This is a genomic window from Metabacillus rhizolycopersici, from assembly GCF_020075705.1.
The window spans coordinates 40,283-66,743 of the sequence record NZ_JAIQUM010000001.1 but is presented as its reverse complement, the minus strand read 5'-3'; the positions used below and the strand labels follow the sequence as shown (position 1 = coordinate 66,743).

At 36.4% G+C, this 26,461-nt stretch carries 22 protein-coding genes; 19 read left to right on the top strand and 3 right to left on the bottom strand.

Annotated elements, in window-relative coordinates; translation table 11 throughout:
* Positions 1-3 precede the first annotated feature (3 nt).
* Positions 4-489, top strand: a complete 486-nt coding sequence (gene coaD / locus K9V48_RS00310) for a pantetheine-phosphate adenylyltransferase (protein WP_224135792.1) — start codon at positions 4-6, stop codon at positions 487-489.
* A gap of 176 nt (positions 490-665) precedes the next feature.
* On the opposite strand, the gene ylbJ is transcribed toward coaD, so the two are convergent.
* Entirely contained in the window at positions 666-1,889 is a 1,224-nt protein-coding gene (ylbJ, locus tag K9V48_RS00305) for a dipicolinic acid transporter SpoVV (protein WP_224135790.1), read from the bottom strand.
* Positions 1,890-2,528: 639 nt separating this feature from the next.
* Here ylbJ and K9V48_RS00300 point away from each other — a divergent pair.
* Both K9V48_RS00300 and K9V48_RS00295 read left to right on the top strand, forming a co-directional pair.
* The gene (locus tag K9V48_RS00300) at positions 2,529-3,329 is read left to right on the top strand and encodes a patatin-like phospholipase family protein (protein WP_263432675.1); all 801 of its coding nucleotides are present in this window, start codon (positions 2,529-2,531) and stop codon (positions 3,327-3,329) included.
* Positions 3,319-4,344, top strand: a complete 1,026-nt coding sequence (locus K9V48_RS00295) for a SepM family pheromone-processing serine protease (protein ID WP_224135788.1) — start codon at positions 3,319-3,321, stop codon at positions 4,342-4,344. The genes K9V48_RS00300 and K9V48_RS00295 overlap by 11 nt, the downstream gene beginning before the upstream one ends.
* Before the next feature lie 205 nt (positions 4,345-4,549).
* Here K9V48_RS00295 and K9V48_RS00290 read toward each other — a convergent pair whose 3' ends face one another.
* Entirely contained in the window at positions 4,550-5,758 is a 1,209-nt protein-coding gene (locus K9V48_RS00290) for a nucleotidyltransferase (protein ID WP_224135786.1), read from the bottom strand.
* 340 nt (positions 5,759-6,098) lie between these two features.
* On the opposite strand from K9V48_RS00290, the gene K9V48_RS00285 reads away from it, so the two are divergent.
* From K9V48_RS00285 to K9V48_RS00275, 3 genes are all read left to right on the top strand, one after another.
* A complete protein-coding gene (locus K9V48_RS00285) occupies positions 6,099-6,617 on the top strand; it encodes a YceD family protein (protein ID WP_224136093.1) in 519 nt (172 codons plus the stop codon).
* An 81-nt stretch (positions 6,618-6,698) separates the two neighbouring features.
* Positions 6,699-6,872 carry a 50S ribosomal protein L32 gene (gene rpmF, locus K9V48_RS00280; protein WP_066335963.1) on the top strand — a complete coding sequence of 58 codons (174 nt, stop codon included), beginning with the start codon at positions 6,699-6,701 and terminating at the stop codon, positions 6,870-6,872.
* Positions 6,873-7,426: 554 nt separating this feature from the next.
* Positions 7,427-8,050 (top strand): RsfA family transcriptional regulator, encoded by a 624-nt coding sequence (locus K9V48_RS00275; protein WP_224135776.1) that lies wholly within the window; start codon positions 7,427-7,429, stop codon positions 8,048-8,050.
* 350 nt (positions 8,051-8,400) lie between these two features.
* Here K9V48_RS00275 and K9V48_RS00270 read toward each other — a convergent pair whose 3' ends face one another.
* Entirely contained in the window at positions 8,401-8,868 is a 468-nt protein-coding gene (locus K9V48_RS00270; protein WP_224135775.1) for an N-acetyltransferase, read from the bottom strand.
* Between the two features lie 328 nt (positions 8,869-9,196).
* Between K9V48_RS00270 and K9V48_RS00265 the strand changes: the two genes are divergently transcribed.
* The 13 genes from K9V48_RS00265 to murG all read left to right on the top strand — a co-directional run bounded on the left by K9V48_RS00265 (position 9,197) and on the right by murG (position 26,405).
* A complete protein-coding gene (locus K9V48_RS00265) occupies positions 9,197-10,099 on the top strand; it encodes a 2-dehydropantoate 2-reductase (RefSeq protein ID WP_224135773.1) in 903 nt (300 codons plus the stop codon).
* Between the two features lie 9 nt (positions 10,100-10,108).
* Positions 10,109-10,462, top strand: a complete 354-nt coding sequence (locus K9V48_RS00260; RefSeq protein WP_224135771.1) for a DUF3397 family protein — start codon at positions 10,109-10,111, stop codon at positions 10,460-10,462.
* Positions 10,463-10,975: 513 nt separating this feature from the next.
* A complete protein-coding gene (bshC, locus tag K9V48_RS00255) occupies positions 10,976-12,604 on the top strand; it encodes a bacillithiol biosynthesis cysteine-adding enzyme BshC (RefSeq protein WP_224135770.1) in 1,629 nt (542 codons plus the stop codon).
* A gap of 124 nt (positions 12,605-12,728) precedes the next feature.
* Entirely contained in the window at positions 12,729-13,160 is a 432-nt protein-coding gene (gene mraZ / locus K9V48_RS00250) for a division/cell wall cluster transcriptional repressor MraZ (protein ID WP_111615444.1), read from the top strand.
* A gap of 72 nt (positions 13,161-13,232) precedes the next feature.
* Positions 13,233-14,165, top strand: coding sequence for a 16S rRNA (cytosine(1402)-N(4))-methyltransferase RsmH (gene rsmH, locus K9V48_RS00245; protein ID WP_224135768.1), 933 nt, complete (start codon positions 13,233-13,235; stop codon positions 14,163-14,165).
* Positions 14,166-14,319: 154 nt separating this feature from the next.
* Positions 14,320-14,688, top strand: coding sequence for a cell division protein FtsL (gene ftsL / locus K9V48_RS00240; protein WP_224135766.1), 369 nt, complete (start codon positions 14,320-14,322; stop codon positions 14,686-14,688).
* A gap of 99 nt (positions 14,689-14,787) precedes the next feature.
* The gene (locus K9V48_RS00235) at positions 14,788-17,067 is read left to right on the top strand and encodes a penicillin-binding transpeptidase domain-containing protein (RefSeq protein ID WP_308012487.1); all 2,280 of its coding nucleotides are present in this window, start codon (positions 14,788-14,790) and stop codon (positions 17,065-17,067) included.
* Between the two features lie 211 nt (positions 17,068-17,278).
* Positions 17,279-19,225, top strand: coding sequence for a stage V sporulation protein D (locus K9V48_RS00230; protein WP_224135764.1), 1,947 nt, complete (start codon positions 17,279-17,281; stop codon positions 19,223-19,225).
* A 330-nt stretch (positions 19,226-19,555) separates the two neighbouring features.
* The gene (locus K9V48_RS00225; protein ID WP_224135762.1) at positions 19,556-21,019 is read left to right on the top strand and encodes a UDP-N-acetylmuramoyl-L-alanyl-D-glutamate--2,6-diaminopimelate ligase; all 1,464 of its coding nucleotides are present in this window, start codon (positions 19,556-19,558) and stop codon (positions 21,017-21,019) included.
* A gap of 372 nt (positions 21,020-21,391) precedes the next feature.
* On the top strand, positions 21,392-22,366 hold the full coding sequence (gene mraY / locus K9V48_RS00220; protein ID WP_224135760.1) for a phospho-N-acetylmuramoyl-pentapeptide-transferase: 975 nt from the start codon (positions 21,392-21,394) through the stop codon (positions 22,364-22,366).
* A complete protein-coding gene (gene murD / locus K9V48_RS00215) occupies positions 22,367-23,722 on the top strand; it encodes a UDP-N-acetylmuramoyl-L-alanine--D-glutamate ligase (protein ID WP_224135759.1) in 1,356 nt (451 codons plus the stop codon).
* A 345-nt stretch (positions 23,723-24,067) separates the two neighbouring features.
* Positions 24,068-25,168 (top strand): stage V sporulation protein E, encoded by a 1,101-nt coding sequence (gene spoVE, locus K9V48_RS00210; protein ID WP_224135757.1) that lies wholly within the window; start codon positions 24,068-24,070, stop codon positions 25,166-25,168.
* A 142-nt stretch (positions 25,169-25,310) separates the two neighbouring features.
* The gene (gene murG, locus K9V48_RS00205) at positions 25,311-26,405 is read left to right on the top strand and encodes an undecaprenyldiphospho-muramoylpentapeptide beta-N-acetylglucosaminyltransferase (protein ID WP_224135755.1); all 1,095 of its coding nucleotides are present in this window, start codon (positions 25,311-25,313) and stop codon (positions 26,403-26,405) included.
* The last annotated feature ends 56 nt before the right edge of the window (positions 26,406-26,461 follow it).

Here is a 26,461-nt window from a genome sequence, read left to right as displayed (position 1 = left end):
AAAATGGGGAAAATTGCGGTGTGTCCAGGAAGTTTCGATCCAATTACATATGGGCACCTAGATATTATTACAAGGGGAGCAAAGGTATTTGAACAGGTATATGTTTGTGTACTAAACAATTCATCGAAGAACTCATTATTCCAAGTTGAGGAGCGGTGTGAATTAATTAGAGAAGTAACGAAACATATTCCTAATGTAGTGGTTGAATCCTATAACGGATTGCTTATAGATTATGTTCATGAAAAGAAGGCGCAAACGATTTTACGAGGTCTACGAGCTGTTTCAGATTTTGAATATGAAATGCAAATTACCTCAATGAATAGAGTGTTAGATGAGAATATTGAAACGTTCTTTATGATGACACACAATAAATATTCGTTTTTAAGTTCCAGCATTGTAAAGGAAGTAGCAAAATACAGAGGCAACATTTCTGAGTTAGTTCCTGAAGCAGTAGAAAAGGCTTTAAATAAGAAATTCATTGATGCCTAAAAGGTGAGGGAGTACCTCACCTTTTTTATAATATCACCAGAATTTATAAGTTTTGACTTCGAGAATTGTCCAGTGCAAGCGTCCGGCCCTCTTGGGTCTACAGCCACTTTTGAATTGAAGGCAAAGTACGGCTTCTATTCAAAAGCGGCTTATTTGCCCGAGGCTGAACAATAAACTTAATTTGTTTTAGTAAATACATTTCTCTTGCCGTATAGGTAGATATAGATGATCAATGACAGGATTGTAATGAGAGGACCTATTTGAATTAGCGTTTCCCAATATGCTTTTGCCCAATCAGGGCTATTACTTATTATGAAGACAGGGAGTTCAGTAGACTGGTTTGATTGCAAATTTAGATAAAGCGGTTTGAATAAAAGGAATGCAAATATAGACGAATAAATACCTTGAAGAATTCTCGCACTAAAAAAAGGCTTAAAACGAATATCTGTATCTGCTAAAATACTTGCGACTTGTGCTTGAATGGATAACCCGCCAAAGGCTAAGATAAAACTTGCGATCATTACCTTATCTAATAAATCGGCCGTTGATTCACTAACAAGCTGATTTCCTAACGTTATTTCAAATATGCCAGCTATAAGTGGTCTGCTTAAATCTGTGGCGATATGTAGGAGAGCCAAGATGACCGTAAAAACACTGGCAATCATGTCTGTTATTTGCATAAGTGCTAATACCTTATTAAATACAGAGAAAAGAATGATAAAACCACCGATCATAAGTAGTGTTTGAATGGAAGAAACAACGGCATCTCCAAGCATTTTTCCGATGGGGCGCGATTCAGATATCCTTGTAGAATGAAGCTCTCTGAAGGCTACCTTTATCGAAGGGAAGCTTATGTTTTTCTTTTCGAAAGTCTGCGTTTTTTCTGAACCACCGTAAAATCTCATTGTTAAACCGACACATAAATTACCTAAATAATGGGCTGCGGCTAATAAAATACCGAGAGATGCATTATTAAAAAAACCGACGGCAACAGCTCCGAAAATAAAAAGTGGGTTTGACGAGCTTGTAAAGGATACTAAACGTTCTGCTTGTATGGCCGTTATTTGTTTTTCAATTCTGAGTCTAGCCGTAAGTTTCGCGCCTGCTGGGTTTCCTGAAGCCATTCCCATTGCCCAAACAAATCCACCAACCCCAGGTACGCGAAATATCGGTCGCATAAGTGGTTCTAACAGTACCCCAATAAATTTCACAACTCCAAAACCAATAAGTAATTCTGATACAATAAAAAAAGGCAATAAGGATGGAAAAACAACCTCCCACCAAATCGTTAAGCCCCTAATTGATGCTTCAAGTGACTCTTTTGGATTAAGGATGATGGCGAGAGTAAGACCAACGATAAAAACAGCCAAGAAAATGGTTTTAAGTTTCGAAAGACTCAAAATTTGATGCCTCCTAAACATGCGGGTCAAAATTTTATTGCTAACAATTTGGATTGAAACAGCTTATCCAATCACATAAAAAATAAAAAATTGCACAGCTGCAATTCGCTCAACATTCAGTTTCAGTGTTCTTGACGAAGACTAAGACCATAGAGGACGTGAAATTGCGTCGTTACAGTAATTAATGACGCAGTTGAAACAGCTTTTAGTTTTTAGCTATACATGAATCGACAGGGGAATTACCATTTATTCATGCTCACCTAATTTGTTCTTGCTTAGGAATTTATAAAATTCTTGTACTGTGGATAAGCACACGACATCCAGCGCAAGCGTCCGGCCCCTCTTGGGTCTACAGCCGCTTTTGAATTGAAGGCGAAAAACACCTTCTATTCAAAAGCGTCTTATGATATGCCTGAGGCTGATCAAGGTGCTTGCGCTTTTGTTCGTGGTGCATCCGTTTTTGATGTACAAACCTTAATAGTTTAATATACGAGAATAGGTGGGCGATTTAGACCATAAGAATGACATATACCTATGATTTAATTGAATAAATTATGTGAAGTAGCTGATGAATTGGCTGATTCATTCATTTTTAAAATTTTTCAAATAGAGAGATGCTTAGTAAAAGGAGGGATCATCTTGACTAAGGAGCCGAAAATCGGACTTGCGCTTGGATCAGGTGGTGCAAGAGGATTTGCTCACTTGGGGGTATTAAAGGTATTACGTGACGAAGGGATTCCGATTGATTTCATCGCGGGTAGCAGTATGGGAGCGCTTGTTGGTTGTTTTTATGCATCAGGATTAAGCATTGAGAGGATGGTTCAATTTGCATTAGCCTTTAAAAGAAAGTACTATTTAGATTTTACTGTTCCTAAAATGGGATTTATTTCAGGTAATCGACTAAAGGAACTAATTCGATTATTTACACATAGAAAAACGTTTGAAGAATTAGACATACCAGTTGCTGTTGTCGCAACAGATTTAAATGAGGGAAAAAAGGTTATTTTCAAAGAAGGTCCAGTAGCTGATGCGGTGAAGGCGAGTATTTCCATCCCTGGTATCTTTGTTCCAGAAAAGATAGACGGGAAATTATTAGTTGATGGTGGTGTTATTGATAGAGTCCCTGTATCGGTTGTTAAGGAGATGGGGGCGGATATTGTCATTGCAGTTGATGTTTCTCATGTTAAGCGTAATGAAGATATTACATCTATCTATGATGTGATTATGCAAAGTCTCGATATTATGCAAGATGAGCTAGTTCATCATCGAGAAATTGCTTCAGATGTTATGATTCGTCCGCATGTTGAGCAGTATAGTTCCCGAGCTTTTACTAATATTAAGGAGATAATTGATATTGGTGAACAGGAAACCTTGAAGCATGTTGTGAAAATACAGACAATGATTGCAAAGTGGAAGGAGACAAACGAACTTGAAAGGTAAGACATTTTTACGGACGATTATTTTGTTAGTCGTGATTGTACTAATTTTATCCTTTATCAAACTTCCTTTTTATGTGACACAACCAGGAATGACATCAGAGCTTGAGCCGATTATTGAGGTTGAAAATGGGTTCAACGATGAGGAGGGAAGCTTTTCCTTAACAACGATTCGGTTTGGAAGAGCAAATCCATTAACATATATGTGGGCGAAACTACATGATTTTTATTACATTCAACCTCTTGAGGAGATAAGAAGAGAAGAAGAAACGGATGAAGAATATTTTAAAAGACAATTACATATGATGGAGGCTTCACAGGAATCGGCTATAACCGTTGCGTATCAGAAAGCAAATAAACGCGTCGATTATCTTTTTCATGGGATATATGTTGATGGAATTGTAAAAGACATGCCAGCAATGGAGGTTTTAAAGGTTGGCGATCGTATTTATAAAGTTGATGATATCGAATTTCAAACCGCAGAAGAGTTTATTGATTTCGTTGGTCAAAAGAAAGAAGGAGAAGAAATAACAATCTCCTTTGAAAGAGAAGGCAAACAAAAGCAAGGTAGCCTAAAGTTAACAGCCTTTATTGACGATCCAGCTAAAGTTGGTATCGGTATATCGCTGACTACTGATCGAGAATTAATTGTAGAACCTGACATTAACTTAGATACAGAGGATATAGGAGGTCCTTCAGCTGGTTTAATGATGTCTCTTGAAATTTATGGTCAGCTTACAGAAGGAGATTTAACAAAAGGCTATTCAATTGCAGGAACAGGCACAATTAATCAATCAGGAGAAGTTGGACCGATTGGAGGGATTTCTCAAAAGATTGTTGCAGCAGATAAGGCAGGAATGGATATCTTCTTTGCACCAAATGAAAATGACCAATTGACTTCAAACTACAATGAAGCAATAAAGGTTGGGGAAAAAATAAAAACTGATATGCAGATTATACCGATCGATTCATTTGATGATGCTGTGAATTATTTAATGAATCTTAAAGAGAAAGGATAAGTCTTTGTATCCGGTTTAACCACTTCCTCCTTTATTTACTTACCTAAAAGGTAGAAGTTGTTTCTGTTATTCATCCCAACGTAAATGTAAGTCCCCCACATTTACTCTTGAGTGATGGTGGGGGATAACTGTACGTAAATGATCTGGTAAGTCTAGCTACCTATCAGAAGGGGATAATGAAACCCCCGCTGTTTGGAATCGCATATTAAAGCCTAATCGGGGGTGTTGCATATTCAGCTTTTAAAAGCTTTGAACGAAGCGGCTCTTCAAAAATCATATTATAGGTGTTAGTAGCTTTAATATCTAACTCTAACAAAGGGTGCCTGAAGGTTGCAAGTTTGGAAATTATCGGAAGTTCTATTTGCTTTTTGATTGAACGTAAATATTCTTGTCCTTTTGAAGACATGCCTAATAATCTAATATATGGGGCTGTTTGGCTATCATTTATAAAACTCATTTGCTGTTTCGTTGTTTTCGTTAATATATGCGTGCATAATCTCTGAAGTCTTGTCCACGTATAACGTTTCGTTTTGATTCTTTCCATAAAATCTTGAAAGCTCTGAGCATGTAAGATGTTTTTTTTAATTCTGTTTTCTAAACCTTCCTCAACCTCGTAAATCGTGAGCAAATCTTCTTCAGTCATCGTCATAATAGAGTACTTTAACAAGTGAAAATACTGCTCCCAATTGTGTAACAGTCCTTTTTCCATTTTATATTCATTTAGGATTTGAAAAGTCACACTCGGGACATAATTTGTAATATCTCCTTCATTTGAAAAAATTGATTTTCGAATACTAGTAGCACTGGCAATCGTAGGAGAGACAAAGTTTTGCTCGTGATACCCTGCAGACGTACGTTGGATTGTAAATGGTTTCATTTGTGCTTGTTGTTCACGAATGGATTTTACATAATGAAAACCAAGAATATTATTTGGTAATGATAAATCTAGAATTTCCTTTCCATTTGTTAACTCTTGAAAAGCATTGGTTAATGCTGTTGGATAGCTTACACCTGTTTTTATCTGTTTTTTTATCAGTTCATCATATTGCTGTTTGGATTTATGTAGAAATTCATTTGCACCTAGGAATGAAGAGATTTCTCCTAATTCACTACCAAAGCATAATGACTGACATTTTAATGCCTCTAATATGGAAACTGCCCCGTTTGCAAATGTATTTGCTTTTTGTGTAGCAAAAGCATAGGGCAATTCGATAACTAAATCAATACCACAATGTAATGCCATTTTTGTTCGTTCCCATTTTGAAATAAGGGCAGGCTCACCTCTTTGCAGAAAGTTGCCACTCATGACAGCAATCACTACATCGGCATTTGTTTCTTTTTTAGATTCAGCTAAATGATAAAAGTGTCCATTATGAAATGGATTATATTCGACTACAAGACCTAGAGCGTTCAAATTATCACCATGTTTCTTATTAAGATGTTGCTATCATTATAGGGTATACGCATCAATCTATAAACATTACTTAGGATTGAATCATAAAAAAATTAGCCTATTTTTATAAAATAGTGCAAAAAACCTTGCAAAGAAGCATTTTGATGATTAAAATAAGGATTGCTCTTTACGGAATGGCATCGTGAAAATCCCATAAAGTGTGATGTAACCGCTCGTTAAAATGGGATAGATGTTGTGTAAAAAAGCGATAATCAAGTATACTAAGTCTGTAAAGAAAAAATATTGACAAATATTATTGCGAAGGCTATAATTACCTTTGTTGCCTCCGAGGTGAGACATGTTGAAATGGACAATTAGTCAACTACATCAATTGCAAAGCAAGGGATTGAAGATTGAAGAAGAAATCGATTTAAGTGAACTTGTCACAAGTCATCAAGACATTCGTGACATTTCGAAAGTTTACGTTAGTGGAAGAGCTGATATTAGTTCAACAAAAGTTACATTCCATTTATCAATTTCCGGTTCAATGGTTCTACCATGTTCTCGAACATTAGTGGATGTTCAATATCCATTTTCAATTGATACAACAGAAACATTTTTACTTAAACCAGCAGCTTATGATACGGAAGATGATTATAATCTTATAGATGGTGATATAGTTGATTTAACACCAATTATTATGGAAATCATTCTATTAGAAATTCCGATGCAGGTATTCTGTGATGATGTAAAAAATGAAGAAGGAGCTGCTCCACAATCTGGTAATGACTGGGAGGTTATCACTGAAGATGACCAGAAGAACAAGGTTGATCCACGATTGGCAGGACTAGCGAAATTTTTCGAAAACGAAGAAAGTTAATTTATTTAGCTTGATACACAAAAGAAACCGGTTTATCCGGATTCAATTCACAATGTAATGCTCTTTAAGGAGGTGGGAATAATGGCTGTACCTTTTAGAAGAACTTCTAAAACAAGAAAAAGACTACGTCGTACGCATTTTAAATTACAAGTACCTGGTATGGTAGAATGCCCAAGCTGCGGTGAAAGCAAACTTGCTCACCGTGTATGTAAAGCTTGTGGAACATACAAAGGCAGAGATGTTGTAAGTAAATAATTAATTACAACAACAACAAAGAAAGCGTGAGGATCAATTGATCCTCACGCTTTTATTTTGTTGTAGGAAACTATAAAATTCTTGTACTGTAGATAAGCACACGACATCCAGCGCCTAGCCCCTCGGGGTCATAAGCTACGCCTGAGGATGGTCAAGGTGCTTGTGCTTTTGTTCTTGCCAAAAACAACATAGGTCAAAAGATAAGCAGAGAGCACAGACATTATCCTTGCTCTGATAAATGGATTTACTTTGAGTAGCGGTTGGGAAATTTCGACTACCTGTGATATACGGATCACGAAACGAGTTATGAATATACGGTTTATCCAAATGCATAGATTATCTTAAGGCTAGTTAGATCTAAATTTTAGCTTTGTAAAAAAAAATTGACCTTTTCGTCATGATAGACGATGGATACATTCTATTATAAAATGACTTAATTGCCCTAAGCAGAATAAAGTGTAGATCTTTTTCTGGTACGTAATAGATTGTATTTAGTCTATCTTTTCTACTAGTTGCATATGTATAGAAAAAAGTGACTACTGGAGGGATTATAGATGACTACTACGCGTCAAGATGCTTGGACAAATGATGAGGATTTATTATTAGCAGAAGTTGTTCTTAGGCATATACGTGAAGGGACAACTCAACTTGCAGCCTTTGAAGAAGTAGGGAGAAAGTTATCAAGAACAGCTGCTGCTTGTGGGTTTAGATGGAATTCTTATGTTCGTAAACAATATAAAACTGGTATTGAAGTCGCGAAAAAACAAAGAAAAGAGCTTAGAACACTTCCTCAGCAGCCGGAATTAGAGAAAGAATTAGAAAAAGAATTTAATGTTCACGAGGAAGTAGAGCAACCAAGTATCCATTCAAAAAATACGATAAAAGATCTTATATCTTTTCTTCAACAATATGAAGAGGCACCTCCAATACTAGAGGTTCAGCAAGAAAATAAACAGTTAAAAGACAAAATTAGTGAGCTAGAAAATACAATCATTATCCTCCGACAAGAAAAGGTAACACTTTCTAGGAACTTGGAAGTGATTGAAGATGATTACCATGCTTTAATTGAAATGATGGATCGGGCTAGAAAAATGATATTAATACAAGAGGATGAAAGAAATAGGAAGGTGAAATTCCAAGTAGGTAAAAATGGGAATTTAGAAAAGGTGGAAAAGTAGTGAATAGGTCTGGTTAGTAAACGAAGATCTGTCTTGATATTTATCTCATTCTCAACAGGAGGAAAACCCAACTGATGGAAGTCTCGCTTCATCGTCGATTAATATTGACTATGTGGTAATTTCCATGTCTACGAGGGAAATTGTAGAAAACGTATTCAAGATAAACGGTCCGAAAAGGCTATGGAAGGCATTGATTTGAGAGATTAATTGTTACCCCAAATCGCGTAGGATGAGCATGTAGAGCCATTATTCGAATTTATATCAGAGAGCAGCACCCTAATTAGTACCTTCGATTAGGGTGCTGCTTATTTTCCATAAATTAGACAAGGTGCAATTAGGTCACTTTTCAATTAAGACTGATTACTTGTACCAGAGGGATGCCAAACTAATGGATTTTCTCCTTTATCACGGTCCATATCGTATTTAACTAACTCAAACTTCATCTTAGACCAAAAATCACCTGATTTCACACGTGGGTTTGTTTTAATTGGCAAACGAAACGATTTCGCAAACTCTACAAGTGTCTTACCGTAGCCCTTCCCTTGGTAATCGGATAAAACTTCGAGTTTCCATAACTCTAAATAGTCCTGCTTAGGCGTGAAGTATTGATCAAATCTTTTATCGACACGATATAGGCTCATTCGTGCTACTAGCTTGTCACCATAATAAATGCCATAGAATGGAGAATCACTATTGTTTTCAATCATGTTCGATTGAAAATCCTCAAGCATTGATAGCTCTTGTATACCATATTCTCTAAACTTCTTAAATTCTTCTAATGTTTTATAATTCACTAATAATCTTTCAACTTTTAACAAAGCTAATCCCCCCTGATACAAATAATTCGTTTTAGCTTAAGGAATATTTTGATTGGAGCGGAAATAACGATACTATGATTATAGCATGGGAACTGGATGAAAGTAATGTAAAATGCTATGCGCTTACATTTTTTCTGTTTGATAAATCATAACCCTTTTTTTGAAAAGTAGGCAAAAGTCTAGTGTAGACGGCGCTTCATTTGATATGATGTACCTGTTAAAATAAGTCATAAACATTTCGAAAAGCCCATTCTTAATGGGGAGTAACTCCTGCTCATGGAAATTTTACAATATGGCGTATCATGCAAGTGAATGGAAGGTGATGCTCATGGAAATTGGAATCATAGGTGCTGGTTCAATAGGTCTTCTATACAGTTTCTATCTTTCAAAAAATTATACCGTTACACTTTATACAAATCGAAAGGAACAGGCTGATATCATTAACGAAGAAGGCATAACAGTTATTAAAGATGGCACTCAATCTCTAACAAAGGTTCATGCGGAATATGAAAGAAATTATCAAGAACAACTCCTTATTATTTCGGTTAAGCAATACGATATAGAGCCAATTATTGAGGTGTTAAAAAAACTTTCTTCTCGAACCGTTTTGTTCCTGCAAAATGGAATGGGGCATTTGCCATTTTTGTCATTATTATCTCATCATAAAATTGTATTAGGAATTGTAGAACATGGCGCACTTCGAATTGATGTTCATACTGTCGAACACACCGGCATAGGTAGGACGAAGCTTTCTTACTATAATAGTAAGAACAGCGATAATACATGGATTGAACAGCTGTTAGTTGAAAAACATCCGTGTTTTCCTATAGAATTGAAAGAAGATTGGCAAAAAATGCTCAATGAAAAATTAATTGCGAATGCTACAATAAATCCATTAACGACAATATTAAAGGTAAAAAACGGAGAATTAATCGAAAACGAACATTTTAATGTGCTGCTGTATGAACTTTTTACCGAGGTAATAAATGTATTGGGCCTACAAAATGAACGACAATTATGGGATTATGTGCAAAATATTTGTAAAAACACCGCGCAAAATGAATCTTCGATGTATAAAGACATACAGAAAGGAAACCAAACGGAAATAGATGCAATCTTAGGCTACTGCCTACATCAAGCAAAAAATCGTAATTTAGCAATGCCGCATATAACTTTTTTGTATCATTCAATAAAAGGAATTGAGGTACGTAAAGGGGAGCGGGATGGTTGATATCATTGCATGGATGATCTCGTTCGTTTTTACTCTACCCTTGTTAGGATTGATGTTTTTTTAGTAATCTTACGGTTATTTGTCAAAAATAAAAAGAAGTCTTTTTTAATAGCAATTGATATATCCACATTTTTCTTCATTATATCAGTTCATTTTCATCTTAATTTCATTTTTGAGCAATCATTTCTTATTTTTAGTATTTTAGGATTGATCATGTTAATGATTATTGTCTATTTTGTTGAATACAGAAGATCAAAAGAACCATCGAAAAAGGTATGGTGGTTGTCATTTTTATTCTATTTTGCAAGTTATTTTATTTTAACGGTTTTCGGAATCATAGTAGGTATGTTTAAAAACACATGAAGATAATGTACATAAGTGGAAATTTTATGAACAGCAAAAAACATTTTACCTTAATACATATGAATCTGAGCTAAGTTCTTTGGGGTTATCTAAAAGACTGAAAAATCATGCTAATGGCTTCGCTTGGAGTTACATGTTGAAATGATATTCCGCTTTTCGAAAATGCTAGAACGAAACTAAACGTATACAAAATGTCAAGGGTGAAGCAAAGTTTTTTTGTTTCAGACTTATAAGTGCTATACTCATTCTTGGTATCTTTAGTTTGTATTTATTTTGTAATAACAGGTAATGAAATCCGGCTCTCAGCTTTCAATGAATCAAAAGAGGATGAGATAACCTCCAGTTAGAGCCAAGATGGGTCTAGCTAAATGAGCGTCGAATAAATTTTTACTTTTGGAAACTGCTCATATAGCGAAGATTTACCTTAATTTTTGCAGGCAGTTTTCCAAAAACGGTGGACACAATAAGTAGTATCACTTTATATGACTTAAATCAAGAAAGGGAGTTAAATATATGGAGATTCTTGAACTCTCCCTGCGATCTTCAAATCAATTTATGAATGACCTTACTAAACAAAAGTTAAAACATGAAATGTTTTTTGATTATAATATTCATTCAAAAGAGGTTTTTCAAAAGAGAGTTGTGGATTTAAAAAATCGTTCCTTTAAGCGTGAAGAGTTATCTGCCTATTTGAAAGAATATGCAAAACGATTTTCAGAGAACAATGAGAAAACGTTAGAAAACATTGAGAGACTAAAACATCCTGACAGTGTTGTCGTCATTGGGGGCCAACAAGCTGGGCTGTTAACTGGTCCTTTGTATACGATACATAAAATTATTTCGATTATTGTATTGGCAAGAAATGAAGAAGAAGCATTAGGTATTCCGGTTATTCCGGTTTTTTGGATAGCTGGTGAGGATCATGATTTTGCGGAAATTAACCATGTATTTACATCAAAGGATAAAATACTAAAAAAATTAGCAATTAAAGATTCGCCAATCAAAAAACAGTCAGTATCTGATCTTCCGTTAAATCAACAAAAAACGCTAGATTGGATTGAACAAGTTTTTGAAAGCTTTGGTGAAACGGATTATTCAAACGAGCTTTTAGAACAACTAACGAACAGTGTGGATCAATCGGATACATATGTGGAATTCTTTGAACAAGTCATTATGACTCTTTTCGAAAATGAAGGTTTAGTCCTAGTTAATTCCGGTGACCCTGGACTTCGTCAGTTTGAGAAGCCTTGCTTTCAATCAATACTAGATCAAAACAGTAGCTTGTATGATGCAGTAAAAACCCAGCAAATTGAAATGCGTTCAAGAAACTATCAACCAATTATTGAAATGCCTGAAAAGAGTGCAAATCTTTTTTATCATCATGAAGGTGAGCGTTTTCTTTTAGAGCGAAAAAGCGATGAAGAGTTTATGATTTCAGACATTGGTTTAACATTGTCAATTGAGGAACTAAACGATGTTATCGAGATGTACCCGCAAAAGCTCAGTAACAATGTTGTTACTAGACCACTAATGCAGGAGTACTTATTTCCAACACTTGCCTTTATCGCTGGTCCAGGTGAGGTTACCTATTGGGCAGAGTTAAAGAGAGTGTTTTCAATCATGGATATTAAAATGCCACCGGTTTTGCCAAGATTAAATATTACATTACTTGAACGGTCGATTGAAAGAAATCTTGCTGAAGCGGATTTATCTCTAGATGATGTCTTACATAACGGGGTAGAAAAATCGATTGCGGATTTTCTTAAAAGTGTATCTCCTGTGGATATGAATCCGCTTGTTGAAGAAGCGAAAAAACAAGTTTCAGACATACACGAAAATCTGATTGAAGCAGCGTTAAAGATTGATAAAAGTTTAGAATCGATGCTGAAAAAAAATGGCGTATTTATTCAAGAACAACTGGATTTTTTAAATCGAAGTGTCGAGAAGCGAAAACAATTACAGTATGAAGTACAAATTTCAAAGTTTAAATCTATTGAATTATCGTTACTTCCCAGCTTGAATCCACAAGAGAGAATTTGGAATATTTATTACTATTTAAATAAATTCGGACCTGATTTTGTAAAAGAATTGCTAAACTTGTCATATTCCTTTAATGATAAACATAAAATTGTCAAAATTTAAATAAAAGTTTTTTGGAAATCCTGTTAATACAGGGTTTTTTTTTTATAAAAACAGTGTAAAATAAAAGTTGTGGAGAAAAGTGGGGGAAAGTGGTGAGAAGGGGCAAGGAAGTGGGGCAACGAGTATGTTTATGGGTGAATATCATCATACGATCGATTTGAAAGGCAGAATGATTGTCCCAGCTAAGTTCAGAGATGGATTAGGGGAAGCATTCGTTTTAACAAGAGGCCTTGACCAATGCTTGTTCGGTTATCCGATGAGTGAATGGCAGATAATCGAGGAAAAACTAAAAACTCTCCCATTAACGAAAAAAGATGCTCGTGCATTCACCCGATTCTTCTTTTCAGGTGCGACTGAATGTGAAATAGATAAACAAGGTCGTATCAATATCGCTACTCCTTTATTACAATATGCAAAACTAGAAAAAGAATGTGTTGTGATCGGCGTTTCAAATCGAATTGAGCTATGGAGTAAGTCCATTTGGGAAAATTATGTTGCTGAACAGGAAGATTCTTTTGAAGAAATTGCAGAAAATATGATTGATTTTGATTTATAATCTTCACTTAGGCAAAGAAATGAGTAGTAGTGGACAAGCTAAAGTGAAATGATTTGAAAAGGTGGTACAACAATGTTTGAACATACAACGGTTTTATTAAAAGAAACAGTCGATGGACTACAAGTTAAACAGGATGGTACATACGTAGATTGCACACTAGGTGGAGCAGGTCACAGCAGCTATCTGCTATCTAAATTATCAAAAGAAGGTCATCTGTATGCATTTGACCAAGATGATGTTGCATTAGCAAATGCGAAAAAAAAATTATCAAGCTACGATGGACAGGTAACTTTTATAAAAAGCAATTTTCGTTATCTTACCGAAAAACTAGCAGAACACGGTGTTGAAAAGGTAGATGGCATTATTTTTGACTTAGGCGTATCTTCACCGCAAATCGATACACCTGATCGCGGATTTAGCTACCATCATGATGCACCGCTAGATATGAGAATGGATCAGCAATCTGCTATTTCTGCTTACCATGTTGTGAATGAATGGGCTTATGAAGATTTAGTTAGAATCTTTTTTAAATATGGTGAAGAGAAGTTTTCAAAACAAATCGCACGAAAAATAGAAGCCCACAGGGAAAATAATCCAATTCGCACAACTGGAGAACTAGTAGAGATTATTAAAGAAGCGATTCCAGCACCAGCTCGCCGAAAAGGTGGACATCCTGCGAAACGAATTTTCCAAGCGATTAGGATTGCTGTTAACGATGAGTTGAAAGTTTTTGAAGAAGCAATTGCACAGTCAATCGACTTACTAAATCCAAAGGGAAGAGTAAGTGTCATTACGTTTCACTCCCTTGAAGATCGGATTTGTAAATCAGCTTTTAAAGAAGCTGCAACACCACCGGAGCTTCCTCGTAACATGCCTTTTCTTCCAGAAGGATACGAACCTAAAATAAATCTTGTAAATAGAAAGCCAATCGTTCCAACAGAAGAAGAATTAGAAGAGAATAATCGTGCTAGATCAGCTAAGCTACGAATTGCCGAAAAAATATAAAGTGGAACTGCCTCGAATAAACCTAACGTAAAAACTACGACGCTCTTCACTCTGACTTCGCATATTAAATCTCTGCTTTTGTGTTCGATTTTAAACCAATATCAAATACACTAGAATTTAATCCAAATTCAAGTAAATAAAGGAGGTTGCATGTATGAGTAATTTAGCGATGAAATTAGAGCAACAACGTCAAGAAGGTAAGCAACATCAACAAATGCCTGTGCAAGAACCAATCATTATTAAGCGAAGGGCCTCGATAACACTTGGAGAAAAACTCCTAATCTTATTATTTGTTTCTTTATTTGTCATAGGTGCAGTAAAAATTGTGACAAATAGTTACACCGTTTATCAAGCGAATATTGAATTTCAAAAAACAGAAGCTAAAATTGAAAAACAAACAAAGTTAAATAGTGACCTTCAAGTACAGGTTGAAGAGTTAAGTACGTATGATCGAATGCTAGAAAAGGCAAAAAGCTTAGGATTGACATTAGATCCAGATAATGTGAAAAGTATCCAAAAATGAGACATATGAAGGGAAGGAGTAGACTAAGCTAAATGAAATACTGTAGCTAGTACTTCTTTACCTCTCATATGTTTTTTCGTATTAATTAAGGAGGTCGCTATGAAGTTTACGCAGAAAAATATGAACATGAACCGAGGAGCAGCCGTTTTATCTTTACTATTCGCACTGATTTTTTTTACGATTTTTTTACGATTCTTTTACATACAAGCAACAGGTACTGTTCATGGTGAAGCACTTGTAGCTAGAGCAGAGAAACTATATGCAAGTCAACGAACGATTGATGCTACACGAGGATCAATCCTCGATAGCAAAGGGAAAGTTTTAGCTGAGGATAAAGCATCCTATAAGCTTGTAGCAATTCTTGATGATCAGATTACAACTGATCCCAAACATCCCCAGCATGTAGTTGACGTCGAGGAAACTGCAAAACTGCTGGCTCCGTTAATTGAAATGGAAGTAAGTGAAGTGAGAAAGATTCTTTCAAAAGATTCATATCAAGTAGAGTTCGGATCTGCAGGTCGGGATATTAGTCAAACTTTAAAAGAAAAAATTGATAACTTGGAGCTTCCGGGCATTACGTTTATAAGAGATACACAACGATTTTATCCGAATGGTGTATTCGCCTCCCATCTGATTGGTTATGCACAAAAGCAAGAGGATATTGGTGAAACAGTCGGGATGATGGGCCTCGAAAAAACCCTTGAGAAAAACCTTAAAGAAAAAGATGGCTTCGTAAAGTTTGAAAAAGATCATTACAACTGGAAGCTACCGAATAGTCATGATGAAATCGTTGCCCCGAAAAATGGGAATGACGTGTATTTAACAATTGATCAAAAAATACAAACCTTTCTTGAAGACGCTATGAATCAAGTGGTCAAAGAATACTCACCAGAGAAAGTTATTGGTGTGGTAGCAGATCCAAAAACGGGAAAAATATTAGCGATGGGACAACGCCCAAGCTTTAATCCAAATATTAGGGATATAACAACATACAATAATTATGTCATTTCAGAGGCCTTTGAACCAGGATCAACGATGAAAATCTTTACACTTGCCGCAGCGATTGAAGAAGGCGTTTATGATGGAAATGCTACATTTCAATCAGGATCTTATCAAGTAGATGGGCCGGATATTTATGACCATAATAGAGTTGGCTGGGGACCAATTACTTTTAATGAAGGGATTCAGCGATCATCAAATGTGGCGATTTCGATTATGGCTGATCAGTTACTTGGTACAGATCGATTAATTCAATATTTCAACAAATTCGGGTTTATGAATAAAACTGGGGTAGATCTTCCAGGAGAAGTGGATAGTTATTTTAACTTGAAGTTTCATCGAGATCGAATAACGACGGCTTTTGGACAAGCTTCAAGAGTTACACCAATTCAACAAATACAAGCAGCAACTGCTATAGCTAACAATGGTAAAATGATGAGGCCTTATGTCATCGATAAAATTGTTGATACAGACAAAAATAAAGTAATACAGGATACGGAACCAAAAGTAGTCGGACAGCCAATTTCTGAAAAAACGTCAAAAGAAGTGTTGGATATTTTAGAGACAGTTGTTAGCGGTAAAAATGGTACAGGTAAATCATATCAATTAGAAGGATATGAGGTTGCTGGAAAAACCGGTACCGCACAAATGTACTCTTCGGGTAAAATACTATCGGGTAATGACAATCATATCTATTCATTTTTAGGTATGGCCCCTAAAGATGACCCTAAGTTAATCGTTTATGTGGCGGTTCAACAGCCAAAATTAGAGGGGAAAGCGGGATCTGTTCCAGTATCGATGATTTTTAATACCGTTATGAAAAATAGTCTGCAATATATGCAGATTGATCCGACGGAAGAAGGAAAAAGTACGAAAAAGAGTCAATCAGCAAACGATAGTTCTTTGCTTCCATCTTTTATTGGAATGAAGTCTGTTGAAGTTGAAAACCAGCTAAATGCGTTAGGCTTTACGCCAATCATTCTTGGTGAAGGTCAGAATGTAACTGCTCAATACCCGGAAGCAGAAACCTCAATGATCGTGAACGAGAAGGTGATGATTCAACTCTCTGAAAATGTGAAAATGCCAGATATGAGTGGATGGTCTAAACGTGATGTGATGAAGATTGGTAAACTATTAGGTTTGACCGTTAAATCTGAGGGCTCTGGCTTTGTGGTTAAGCAAAGTATAAAGAAAGACAGTGTGTTGAAAAAAGGCGATGTATTATCTGTTACGTTAAATGCTGAAGTGAAGGAACAACAGTCGGAGAATGATGCCAATACGGGAACGACAGAAGCGGAAGGAACAACAGGAACAACAGAAACAACAGGAACAACAGAAACAACAGAAACAACAGAAACAACAGAAACAGTGGAAAATTAAGGGGGAGGATTGGTCTTGTTTAAGATCAATCCTTTTTTCATGGAAGTAAATAGTATTTCAGCTTTAAATTACGCTAGTTAGCTCGGAAAAGATACAGTTATCTTTAGAAATCATCCCTCGAGGCTAACAGTTGCTATCGCATTTCATGTGTTCTATCTCCCGTTGTACAAGCATATATTTGAACGAGCCTAGACAAGGGGGAATAGAGTATATGCGAGTATCAAATGTGACCGTTAGAAAGCGGCTTGTTCTAACGTTGCTTTTCGGTTTTATGATCTTTTTAGTCATTGATATACGTCTAGGGTATGTTCAATTTTTTCTTGGTGATACGTTAACTTCTGGTGCAAAAGATTTATGGAGCAGAAATATTCCGTTTGAGCCTGAGCGTGGAGAAATATTAGATCGAAACGGTGTAAAGCTTGCGACAAATATGAGTGCGCCATCCATTTATGTTGTTCCAAGACAGATTGAGGATCCTGCGGAGACTGCAAAACAATTAGCAGCTGTGTTAAATATGTCAGAAGAAAAGGCTTATAAACACATTACCAATAAAGTCTCGATTGAAAGAATCAACCCTGAGGGTAGGAAGATATCGCATGAAAAGGCAAATGAGGTTAGAGAATTAGATTTAAAAGGTGTATATATAGCAGAGGATTCAATTCGCTATTATCCGTTTGGTAGTTATTTATCGCATGTACTCGGTTTTGCTGGGATTGATAATCAAGGCTTGTTGGGCTTAGAGGCGTATTATGATGAGCAATTAAAGGGCGAAAAAGGATATGTGAAATTTTTTTCTGATGCAAAAGGGCAAAGAATGCCTGATGAAGCAGATGATTTCACTGCTCCTGTTGATGGCAACAATTTAAAACTTACAATTGATTCTCGGGTTCAAACAATTGTTGAACGCGAATTAGATAATGTACAAGCAACGTATAATCCAGATGGAATTATAGCCATTGCGATGAATCCAAATAACGGTGAAATTTTAGCGATGTCAAGTCGTCCAGATTTTGATCCAGCAAATTTTCAAGAGGTTGATCCAACAGTTTACAATCGTAATTTACCTGTTTGGAGTTCGTATGAACCGGGTTCTACATTTAAAATTATTACGTTAGCTGCAGCGCTTGAAGAAAATAAGGTAGATTTAGAAAAGGAAAAGTTTAACGACACTGGCTCAGTTAAAGTTGAAGGTGCTACTTTACGTTGTTGGAAAAGGGGAGGACATGGACTTCAAACCTTTTTAGAGGTTGTTCAAAATTCATGTAACCCAGGTTTTGTTGAACTCGGACAACGACTTGGTGAAGAAAAACTCTTTAAGTACATTAGTGATTTTGGATTTGGGCAAAAAACAGGAATTGACTTGCAGGGAGAAGGACGAGGGATTTTATTTAATCCAGAAAAAGTAGGCCCAGTGGAACTTGCCACAACTGCGTTTGGTCAAGGTGTATCTGTAACCCCGATTCAACAGGTAGCTGCAGTTTCTGCTGCAGTTAATGGTGGTATATTATATACTCCATACATTGCAAAGGAATGGGTGAATCCTGTTACAAATGAAATTATAAGCAAACATACTCCTGAAGCGAAAAAAAGGGTGATATCAGAAGAAACGTCAAAAGAAGTTCGTTACGCCCTTGAAACGGTTGTTGCACTTGGGACCGGTGGTAATGCATATGTAGACGGCTATCGTGTCGGCGGAAAAACTGGAACTGCGCAAAAGGTTAAAGACGGAAGGTATATGGAAAACAATCATATTGTATCATTTATTGGGTTCGCGCCTGCAGATGACCCGCAAATTGTTGTATATGTCGCTGTTGATAATCCAAAAGGAACAATACAATTCGGGGGAACAGTTGCTGCACCGATTGTCGGTAATATCATGCGTGATGCTTTGCCAGAATTAGGTGTAAAGCCTAGAAAAGACCAAATAGAAAAAGAATATAAATGGCTGGACACAAAATTAGTTGAGGTACCGAATATTTTAGGGTTATCGAAACAGGAGCTGGCGGAGCAATTAGTTAATTTGAAACTTGATGTAGCAGGTGAAGGAGATGTTGTCGTTCAGCAGTCTCCTAGTGTTGGTGTGAAGGTGAAAGAAGGTTCTACATTACGTGTTTACTTAGGTGAAAATGAAAAGAATAACAATGAAACAAAAGAATAAACAAGGAGGAAGCATGGCATTCGCTCTAAAAAGGCTATGCCATGCTTTCTTGCTGCTTTATAAATTTGTATTGGTCTTAAAATGTAAAAAAACACGTTATATAATGGCTTTTTTAAAAGAAAATGAAACGAATGATAGCTCTTTTTTTATAAGTAAGATAAAATAAGGACGGAGAACCTTTCAAAGAAAAAAACATAACCGATTACAACATAGAAGCGATGGTTTAATGCTCTTTTTGCGTTTACGTGTGATGAAAAGGTGATGGTAATCCTTTTCAACTTTTGTTTTAAATAATCGGGCGAAACCTTGCAATGAAAGTAGGAAGAAAAAATGAAATTGAACGAATTACTTACATATTTACATGAGAAATCACTTGAGTTTAAAGACAATCCTACGATCACATCGATTGAGATGGATTCTAGAGAAGTCAAAGAAGGTAGCTTGTTTATTTGTATTAATGGCTATACAGTTGACGGTCATGACTTTGCTAAAAAAGCTGAAGAGAGCGGAGCAGCGGCCATACTTGCTGAAAGACAATTAAACGTAGAAATACCAGTGATTATCGTCAAAGATACAAAAAGAGCAATGGCTGTACTGGCGGATATCTTTTATGGTCAACCGACACATGACTTGCATCTAATCGGTGTCACTGGAACGAATGGGAAAACGACTACGACTCATATCATCGAAAAAATATTAAATGAAGCAAATAAAAAGACAGGTCTTATTGGGACAATGTACATAAAAATAGCTGAGGAGCAAAGGGATGTAAAAAATACGACCCCCGAAAGTTTGACGCTGCAAAAAACATTCCGTGAAATGAGAGATAAAGACGTTTCACATGCAGTTATGGAAGTTTCCTCACATGCACTCCATTTAGGTAGAATTCATGGTTGCGATTTTGATGTTGCTGTTTTTACAAACTTAACGCAAGATCATTTGGATTATCATCAAACAATGGAAGCCTATAAACATGCAAAAGGTCTCTTGTTTGCACAACTGGGTAATCGCTTTGATCATAATCATGTGAAAATAGCAGTCTTAAATGAGGACGAGGAAGCATCAGAAGAGTATAAAAAAATGACTTCTGCAAAAATTATCACCTACGGTATAGAAAAGAATGCTGACGTGATGGCAAAGTCTATAAAAATGACTTCAAAAGGTACTGAGTTTAGCTTAATCACACCAGTAGGTACTAAAACAGTTACGATGAATATGGTAGGTAAATTTAGTGTTTATAATGTTTTAGCAGCAGTAACAGCATGTCTTGCATCTTCGATTGATTTAGATACAATTATGAAAGCAATTGAAGATATGGAAGGAGTTCGCGGGCGCTTTGAACTTGTCGATGGCGGACAAGAATTTACTGTAATCGTTGACTATGCCCATACGTCCGATAGTCTAGAAAATGTCCTTAAAACGATTAAGCAATTCGCTGAAGGAAGGATTTTCTGTGTTGTGGGTTGTGGTGGCGATCGAGATAAAACGAAAAGACCACTCATGGCAAAAATCGCGACGACATATAGTGATCAGCCAATCTTTACAGCTGATAATCCTAGAAGTGAAGATCCACAAGAAATTCTTCGTGATATGGAGACAGGTGTGGCAGGAGAACAATATCTGACGATTCCTGATCGTAAAGATGCAATCTTTTATGCTGTTAAGAATGCAACAAAAGGTGATGTCATATTAATTGCTGGGAAAGGCCATGAAACGTATCAATTAATAGGGAATGAAGTCCTTGATTTTGATGATAAAGCAGTGGCTTTAGAGGCAATAAATCAAGGAAGATAAAAGTGAAGATTCATGTGGTTTTATCCTATGTTATTCAGGAAGTAAAACACTTACCATTGGGAGTCTAATGCTAAAAGCAAGTGTACGCTGAAAAGCGGCGCAACGATAATGGTAACAAGAACAAAGCATGCGTTATCCCAAAATACTGAAGAAAAACTAGTCTATTTTGAAATGGGATTGCAATACGAAATAAATTTCAGTCGTTCAGTCCCGATTTCCATCATAGAATAGGTATCATAAAGAAAGAGAAGTTGATAAAATGAATGAAATTAGAATAGGTAGATATAGGAAGAAAGATAGCACATATGATAATGTTGTAAAATACATGGACAATGACATCGTTGTAGCGACGAAAGAGGGGAGGGAGAAGTTATGCTAGAGCAAGTCATAATTATTACTCTCGTGATGGGATTTTTAATAAGTGTTTTACTATCCCCTATTATCATTCCATTTTTAAGAAGATTAAAATTTGGCCAAAGTATAAGAGAAGAAGGGCCAAAATCACATCAAAAAAAATCAGGGACGCCAACAATGGGTGGCGTTATGATCATTGTTTCCATCATTATAACGACCATTGTGATGACAGGGAAATTCTCGCAATTGAGTGTTGAAATGTATCTCTTATTATTTGTAACTTTTGGTTATGGTTTATTAGGATTTTTAGATGATTTTATTAAGGTCGTCATGAAAAGAAACCTTGGGTTAACTTCAAGACAAAAGCTACTTGGTCAGGTGATTATTGCCGTCATTTTTTATCTTGTCTTTACTCAATATGGGTTTTCGACAGAGGTGGGGATTCCAGGTACATCATTGTCATTTGATTTAGGATGGGGTTATGTCGTACTGGTCATTTTTATGCTCGTCGGTGGTTCAAATGCTGTTAACTTAACAGATGGCTTAGATGGCTTACTATCTGGGACAGCGGCAATTGCATTTGGTGCCTTTGCCGTATTAGCCTGGAATCAATCTCAATATGATGTTGCGATTTTTGCAGTTGCTGTAGTGGGTGCTGTTTTAGGATTTTTAGTGTTTAACGCTCACCCTGCGAAAGTATTTATGGGTGATACGGGTTCCCTTGCTTTGGGGGGAGCAATTGTCACGATTGCTATTTTAACAAAGCTTGAGATTTTGCTTGTCTTGATTGGCGGTGTATTCGTTATTGAGACTTTATCTGTCATCATTCAAGTAATTTCATTTAAAGTAACTGGTAAAAGAGTATTCAAAATGAGCCCCCTACATCATCATTATGAATTAGTAGGTTGGTCAGAATGGCGAGTAGTTGTAACGTTCTGGTCAATTGGACTTATCTTAGCAGTGTTAGGAATTTATATCGAGGTGTGGTTATAAATGAAAAAGATTGATGATTACTTACATAAAGAAGTATTAGTGTTAGGCTTAGCAAAAAGTGGCTTAGCAGCAGCTAAATTATTACATCAGCTTGGTGCAATTGTCACTGTGAACGACATAAAGGCAACAGATGATGATTTAGTTGTTCAGGAGCTAAGGGTGCTTGGCATTCAGGTTGTCTGTGGAGATCATCCCCTTTCTTTAATCAAAGACAGCCAGGTTGATTTGGTTGTGAAAAACCCAGGTATTCCTTATTCAAATCCTTTAATTACTCTTGCTGTAGAACGAAATATCCCTGTCATAACAGAAGTGGAGCTAGCTTATAAAATATCTGAAGCAGACATTATTGCAATTACTGGATCGAATGGAAAAACGACAACAACTACATTAATTTATGAAATGCTAAAAGAGGACAAAAAGCAACCTTTAATAGCCGGAAATATCGGGAAAGTTGCTTGTGAAGTTGTGCAGAATGCTACGAACGAAAATGTCATCGTAATGGAGTTATCATCTTTTCAGCTGTTAGGAACCATTGAATTTAAACCGTCGATTGCCCTGATATTAAATATTTATGATGCTCATCTAGACTACCACGGAACTAGAGATGAATATGTACGTGCAAAAGGTAAAATTTATGAGAATCAATTAAAATCGGATAAAGCAATCATTAATTTTGATGATAAGGACGTTTGTGAGCGTTCAGAAATATCTCAAGCTGAAAAAATATTTTTCTCTACAACTACAGAGCTTGAAGGTGGTACCTATATAAAAGATGGAAGTGTTTGGTATAAAAACGAACGAATTATCTCTATAAAGGAGATCGTATTACCAGGTGCTCATAATCTTGAGAATATATTAGCAGCAATCACAGCAGTGAAATTAAGAGGGGTTTCGAATGAATCAATCGTTAAAGTGCTTACTACATTTAAAGGTGTAAAGCATAGACTGCAATTTGTTGAGATAATTGACAATCGTCGTTTTTATAATGATTCTAAGGCTACAAATATTTTCGCTACAAGCAAAGCTCTACAAGCGTTTACCGTGCCAACTATTTTACTAGCCGGTGGTCTTGATCGTGGAAATGAATTTGATGAATTAAAGCCTTCTTTAAAATATGTAAAGGCAATGATTCTATTTGGTGAATCAGCACCTAAGTTGGAAAGAATAGCAATCGAAAGTGGAATAGAAGTGATCAAATGTGTCGATAATGTGGAACAAGCAGTATCTACGGCATTTGAAGTTTCCGAAAAAGATGATGTTATTTTATTGTCCCCTGCATGTGCGAGCTGGGATCAATTTAAAACTTTTGAGGAAAGAGGAGACATGTTTGTTCAAGCCGTGCATAAGCTTAAGTAAGGGCTTGTACGATCTTTTTTAGACTTGGAATAAGGCCATGTGCTGTATTCTCAGTCTAGGAATGATAAAATTCTTATACTCTAGATATGCGCTTCGACATCCTTTAGCCTAGCTACGATGAAATGATGGGAAAGAACAGCTTCATTTCAAACGGATATTATGTTAGGCCAAAGAAAGATTGAGCAATGTTCTTGCGCTTTCGTTCAAGTATCAGAATAAATAATTTTTGTACTTCGTTTTGGTGTCTAGCGCAAATTTCTAGCCTCTAGGGTGAGATAAATTACTTGCGCTTTTCAAAATAGCCAGACAGCCCTTAAAAATTTTAGTACAGGGGTGTTTTCGGCATTGACTACAAAACGGTCTACACCAGACTTTATATTAGTGATCCTTACGTTGCTATTATTAACAATCGGTCTCATAATGGTTTACAGTGCTAGTGCGGTGTGGGCAACGTATAAATTTGATGATTCATTCTTTTTTGCAAAACGGCAGCTGTTATTTGCTGGTGTTGGCGTCATCGCGATGTTTTTTCTAATGAATGTTGATTATTGGACATGGCGATCTTGGGCTAAGGTGCTCATTATTGTGTGCTTTATCCTCTTAATTGCTGTGTTAATTCCAGGCATCGGGATGGAAAGAAACGGATCAAGAAGCTGGATAGGTGTCGGGGCATTTTCAATTCAACCATCTGAGTTTATGAAGCTAGCAATGATTGCTTTTCTGGCAAAGTTTCTATCTGAAAATCAAAAGAAAATTACATCATTTAAAAAGGGATTAGTACCTTCCTTAGGACTTGTTTTTACTGCGTTTGGAATCATCATGTTACAGCCAGATTTAGGGACTGGAACAGTTATGGTCGGAACATGTATTGTCATGATTTTCGTATCAGGGGCGAGGATTAGTCATTTTGGATGGCTAGGTTTGTTAGGTGTCGCTGGTTTTGTCGGATTAGTTATATCGGCACCCTACCGTATCAAACGAATTACCTCTTTTTTAGATCCTTGGGAAGATCCACTTGGCAGTGGGTTTCAGATTATCCAATCACTTTATGCAATTGGACCAGGTGGACTAGTTGGATTAGGTCTCGGTCAGAGTAGACAAAAGTTTTTTTATTTACCTGAGCCACAAACAGACTTTATCTTTGCTATTTTAGCTGAAGAGCTTGGATTTATTGGAGGGTCACTCGTTCTATTGCTGTTTGGTTTACTCCTTTGGCGGGGAGTTCGAATTGCCCTAGGAGCTCCCGATTTATATGGCAGCTTTTTAGCAATCGGCATTATCTCGATGGTTGCGATCCAAGTGATGATAAATGTAGGAGTTGTAACAGGGTTGATGCCGGTTACTGGAATTACCTTACCGTTTTTAAGTTACGGAGGTTCTTCGCTCACTTTAATGTTAATGGCAATTGGTGTTTTATTGAATGTAAGTAGGTATTCAAAGTATTAATTTTTAAAAATGACATAGTGAGGCTGACGATCAGGACAAGGGTGACTTTAGGCGAGGATAATATGCCTAACAACAGTCCTCAACAGTCAGCCTTAATCACGTTTTACATATGATATTATCGGTTGAAATTGGGGGAACTATTATGAAGATAGTTGTTAGTGGTGGAGGAACAGGAGGACATATTTATCCTGCACTTGCATTAATAAATGAAATTAAAAAACATCATGATCATGTCGAGTTTCTATATATTGGAACTGAAAATGGCTTGGAAAATACGATTGTAAAGCGAGCAGGAATTCCATTTAAGGCAATTGAAATTACAGGCTTTAAACGGAAGCTATCACTTGATAATGTGAAAACTGTAACCCGCTTCTTAAAGGGCGTTTCACTTAGTAAAAAATATCTAAAGGATTTCAGACCAGATGTTGTGATAGGAACAGGAGGATATGTTTGTGGTCCTGTTGTGTATGCCGCATCAAAGCTAAAGATTCCGACAGTTATTCATGAACAAAATAGCCTGCCAGGAATCACGAATAAATTTTTAGCTCGCTATGTTGATAAAGTCGCAATTTGCTTCGATGATGCGAGGAAATTTTTCCCTGAACAAAAAGTAGTTTTAACAGGTAATCCACGTGCTTCGGAGGTTCTTGGTCAGGATGCAGAAAATGGAAGACGCTCACTCGGGCTAAAAGATAACTTGAAGACGGTATTGATTTTTGGTGGTAGTCGTGGTGCTCGAGCAATTAATGAAGCAGTATTACAAATGATCCCATTACTAAAGGATAAACCATACCAAGTTATTTATGTAACTGGTGAAGTTCATTACGAAAATGTTATGAAGGAAATGAAAGCATTAAATGATTCGACACACGTCATAATAAAACCTTTTATTCATAATATGCCAGAAGTTTTGGCAGCAGTTGATTTAATCGTTTCGCGAGCAGGGGCTACATCTCTTGCTGAAATTACAGCATTAGGACTACCAAGTATTTTGATTCCAAGCCCATATGTCACAGCAAATCACCAAGAAAAAAATGCAAGATCGTTAAGTGATCATCATGCAGCAATCATGATCCAAGAACAAGGATTAAATGGTGATTCTTTACTTTCGCAAATTGAGGAAATCCTTTTAAACGAAACGAAATTAGCAGATATGAAGAAGGCATCAAAAGATTTAGGCATACCAGATGCAGCGTTAAGACTATATCAGGTGATGAAAGAAATTGCAAAGAAATAAGAAAAGTTTTTTCTTCCAAGCCGCTCAATTGAAAGTGAAGAACGTCATCACTTGAG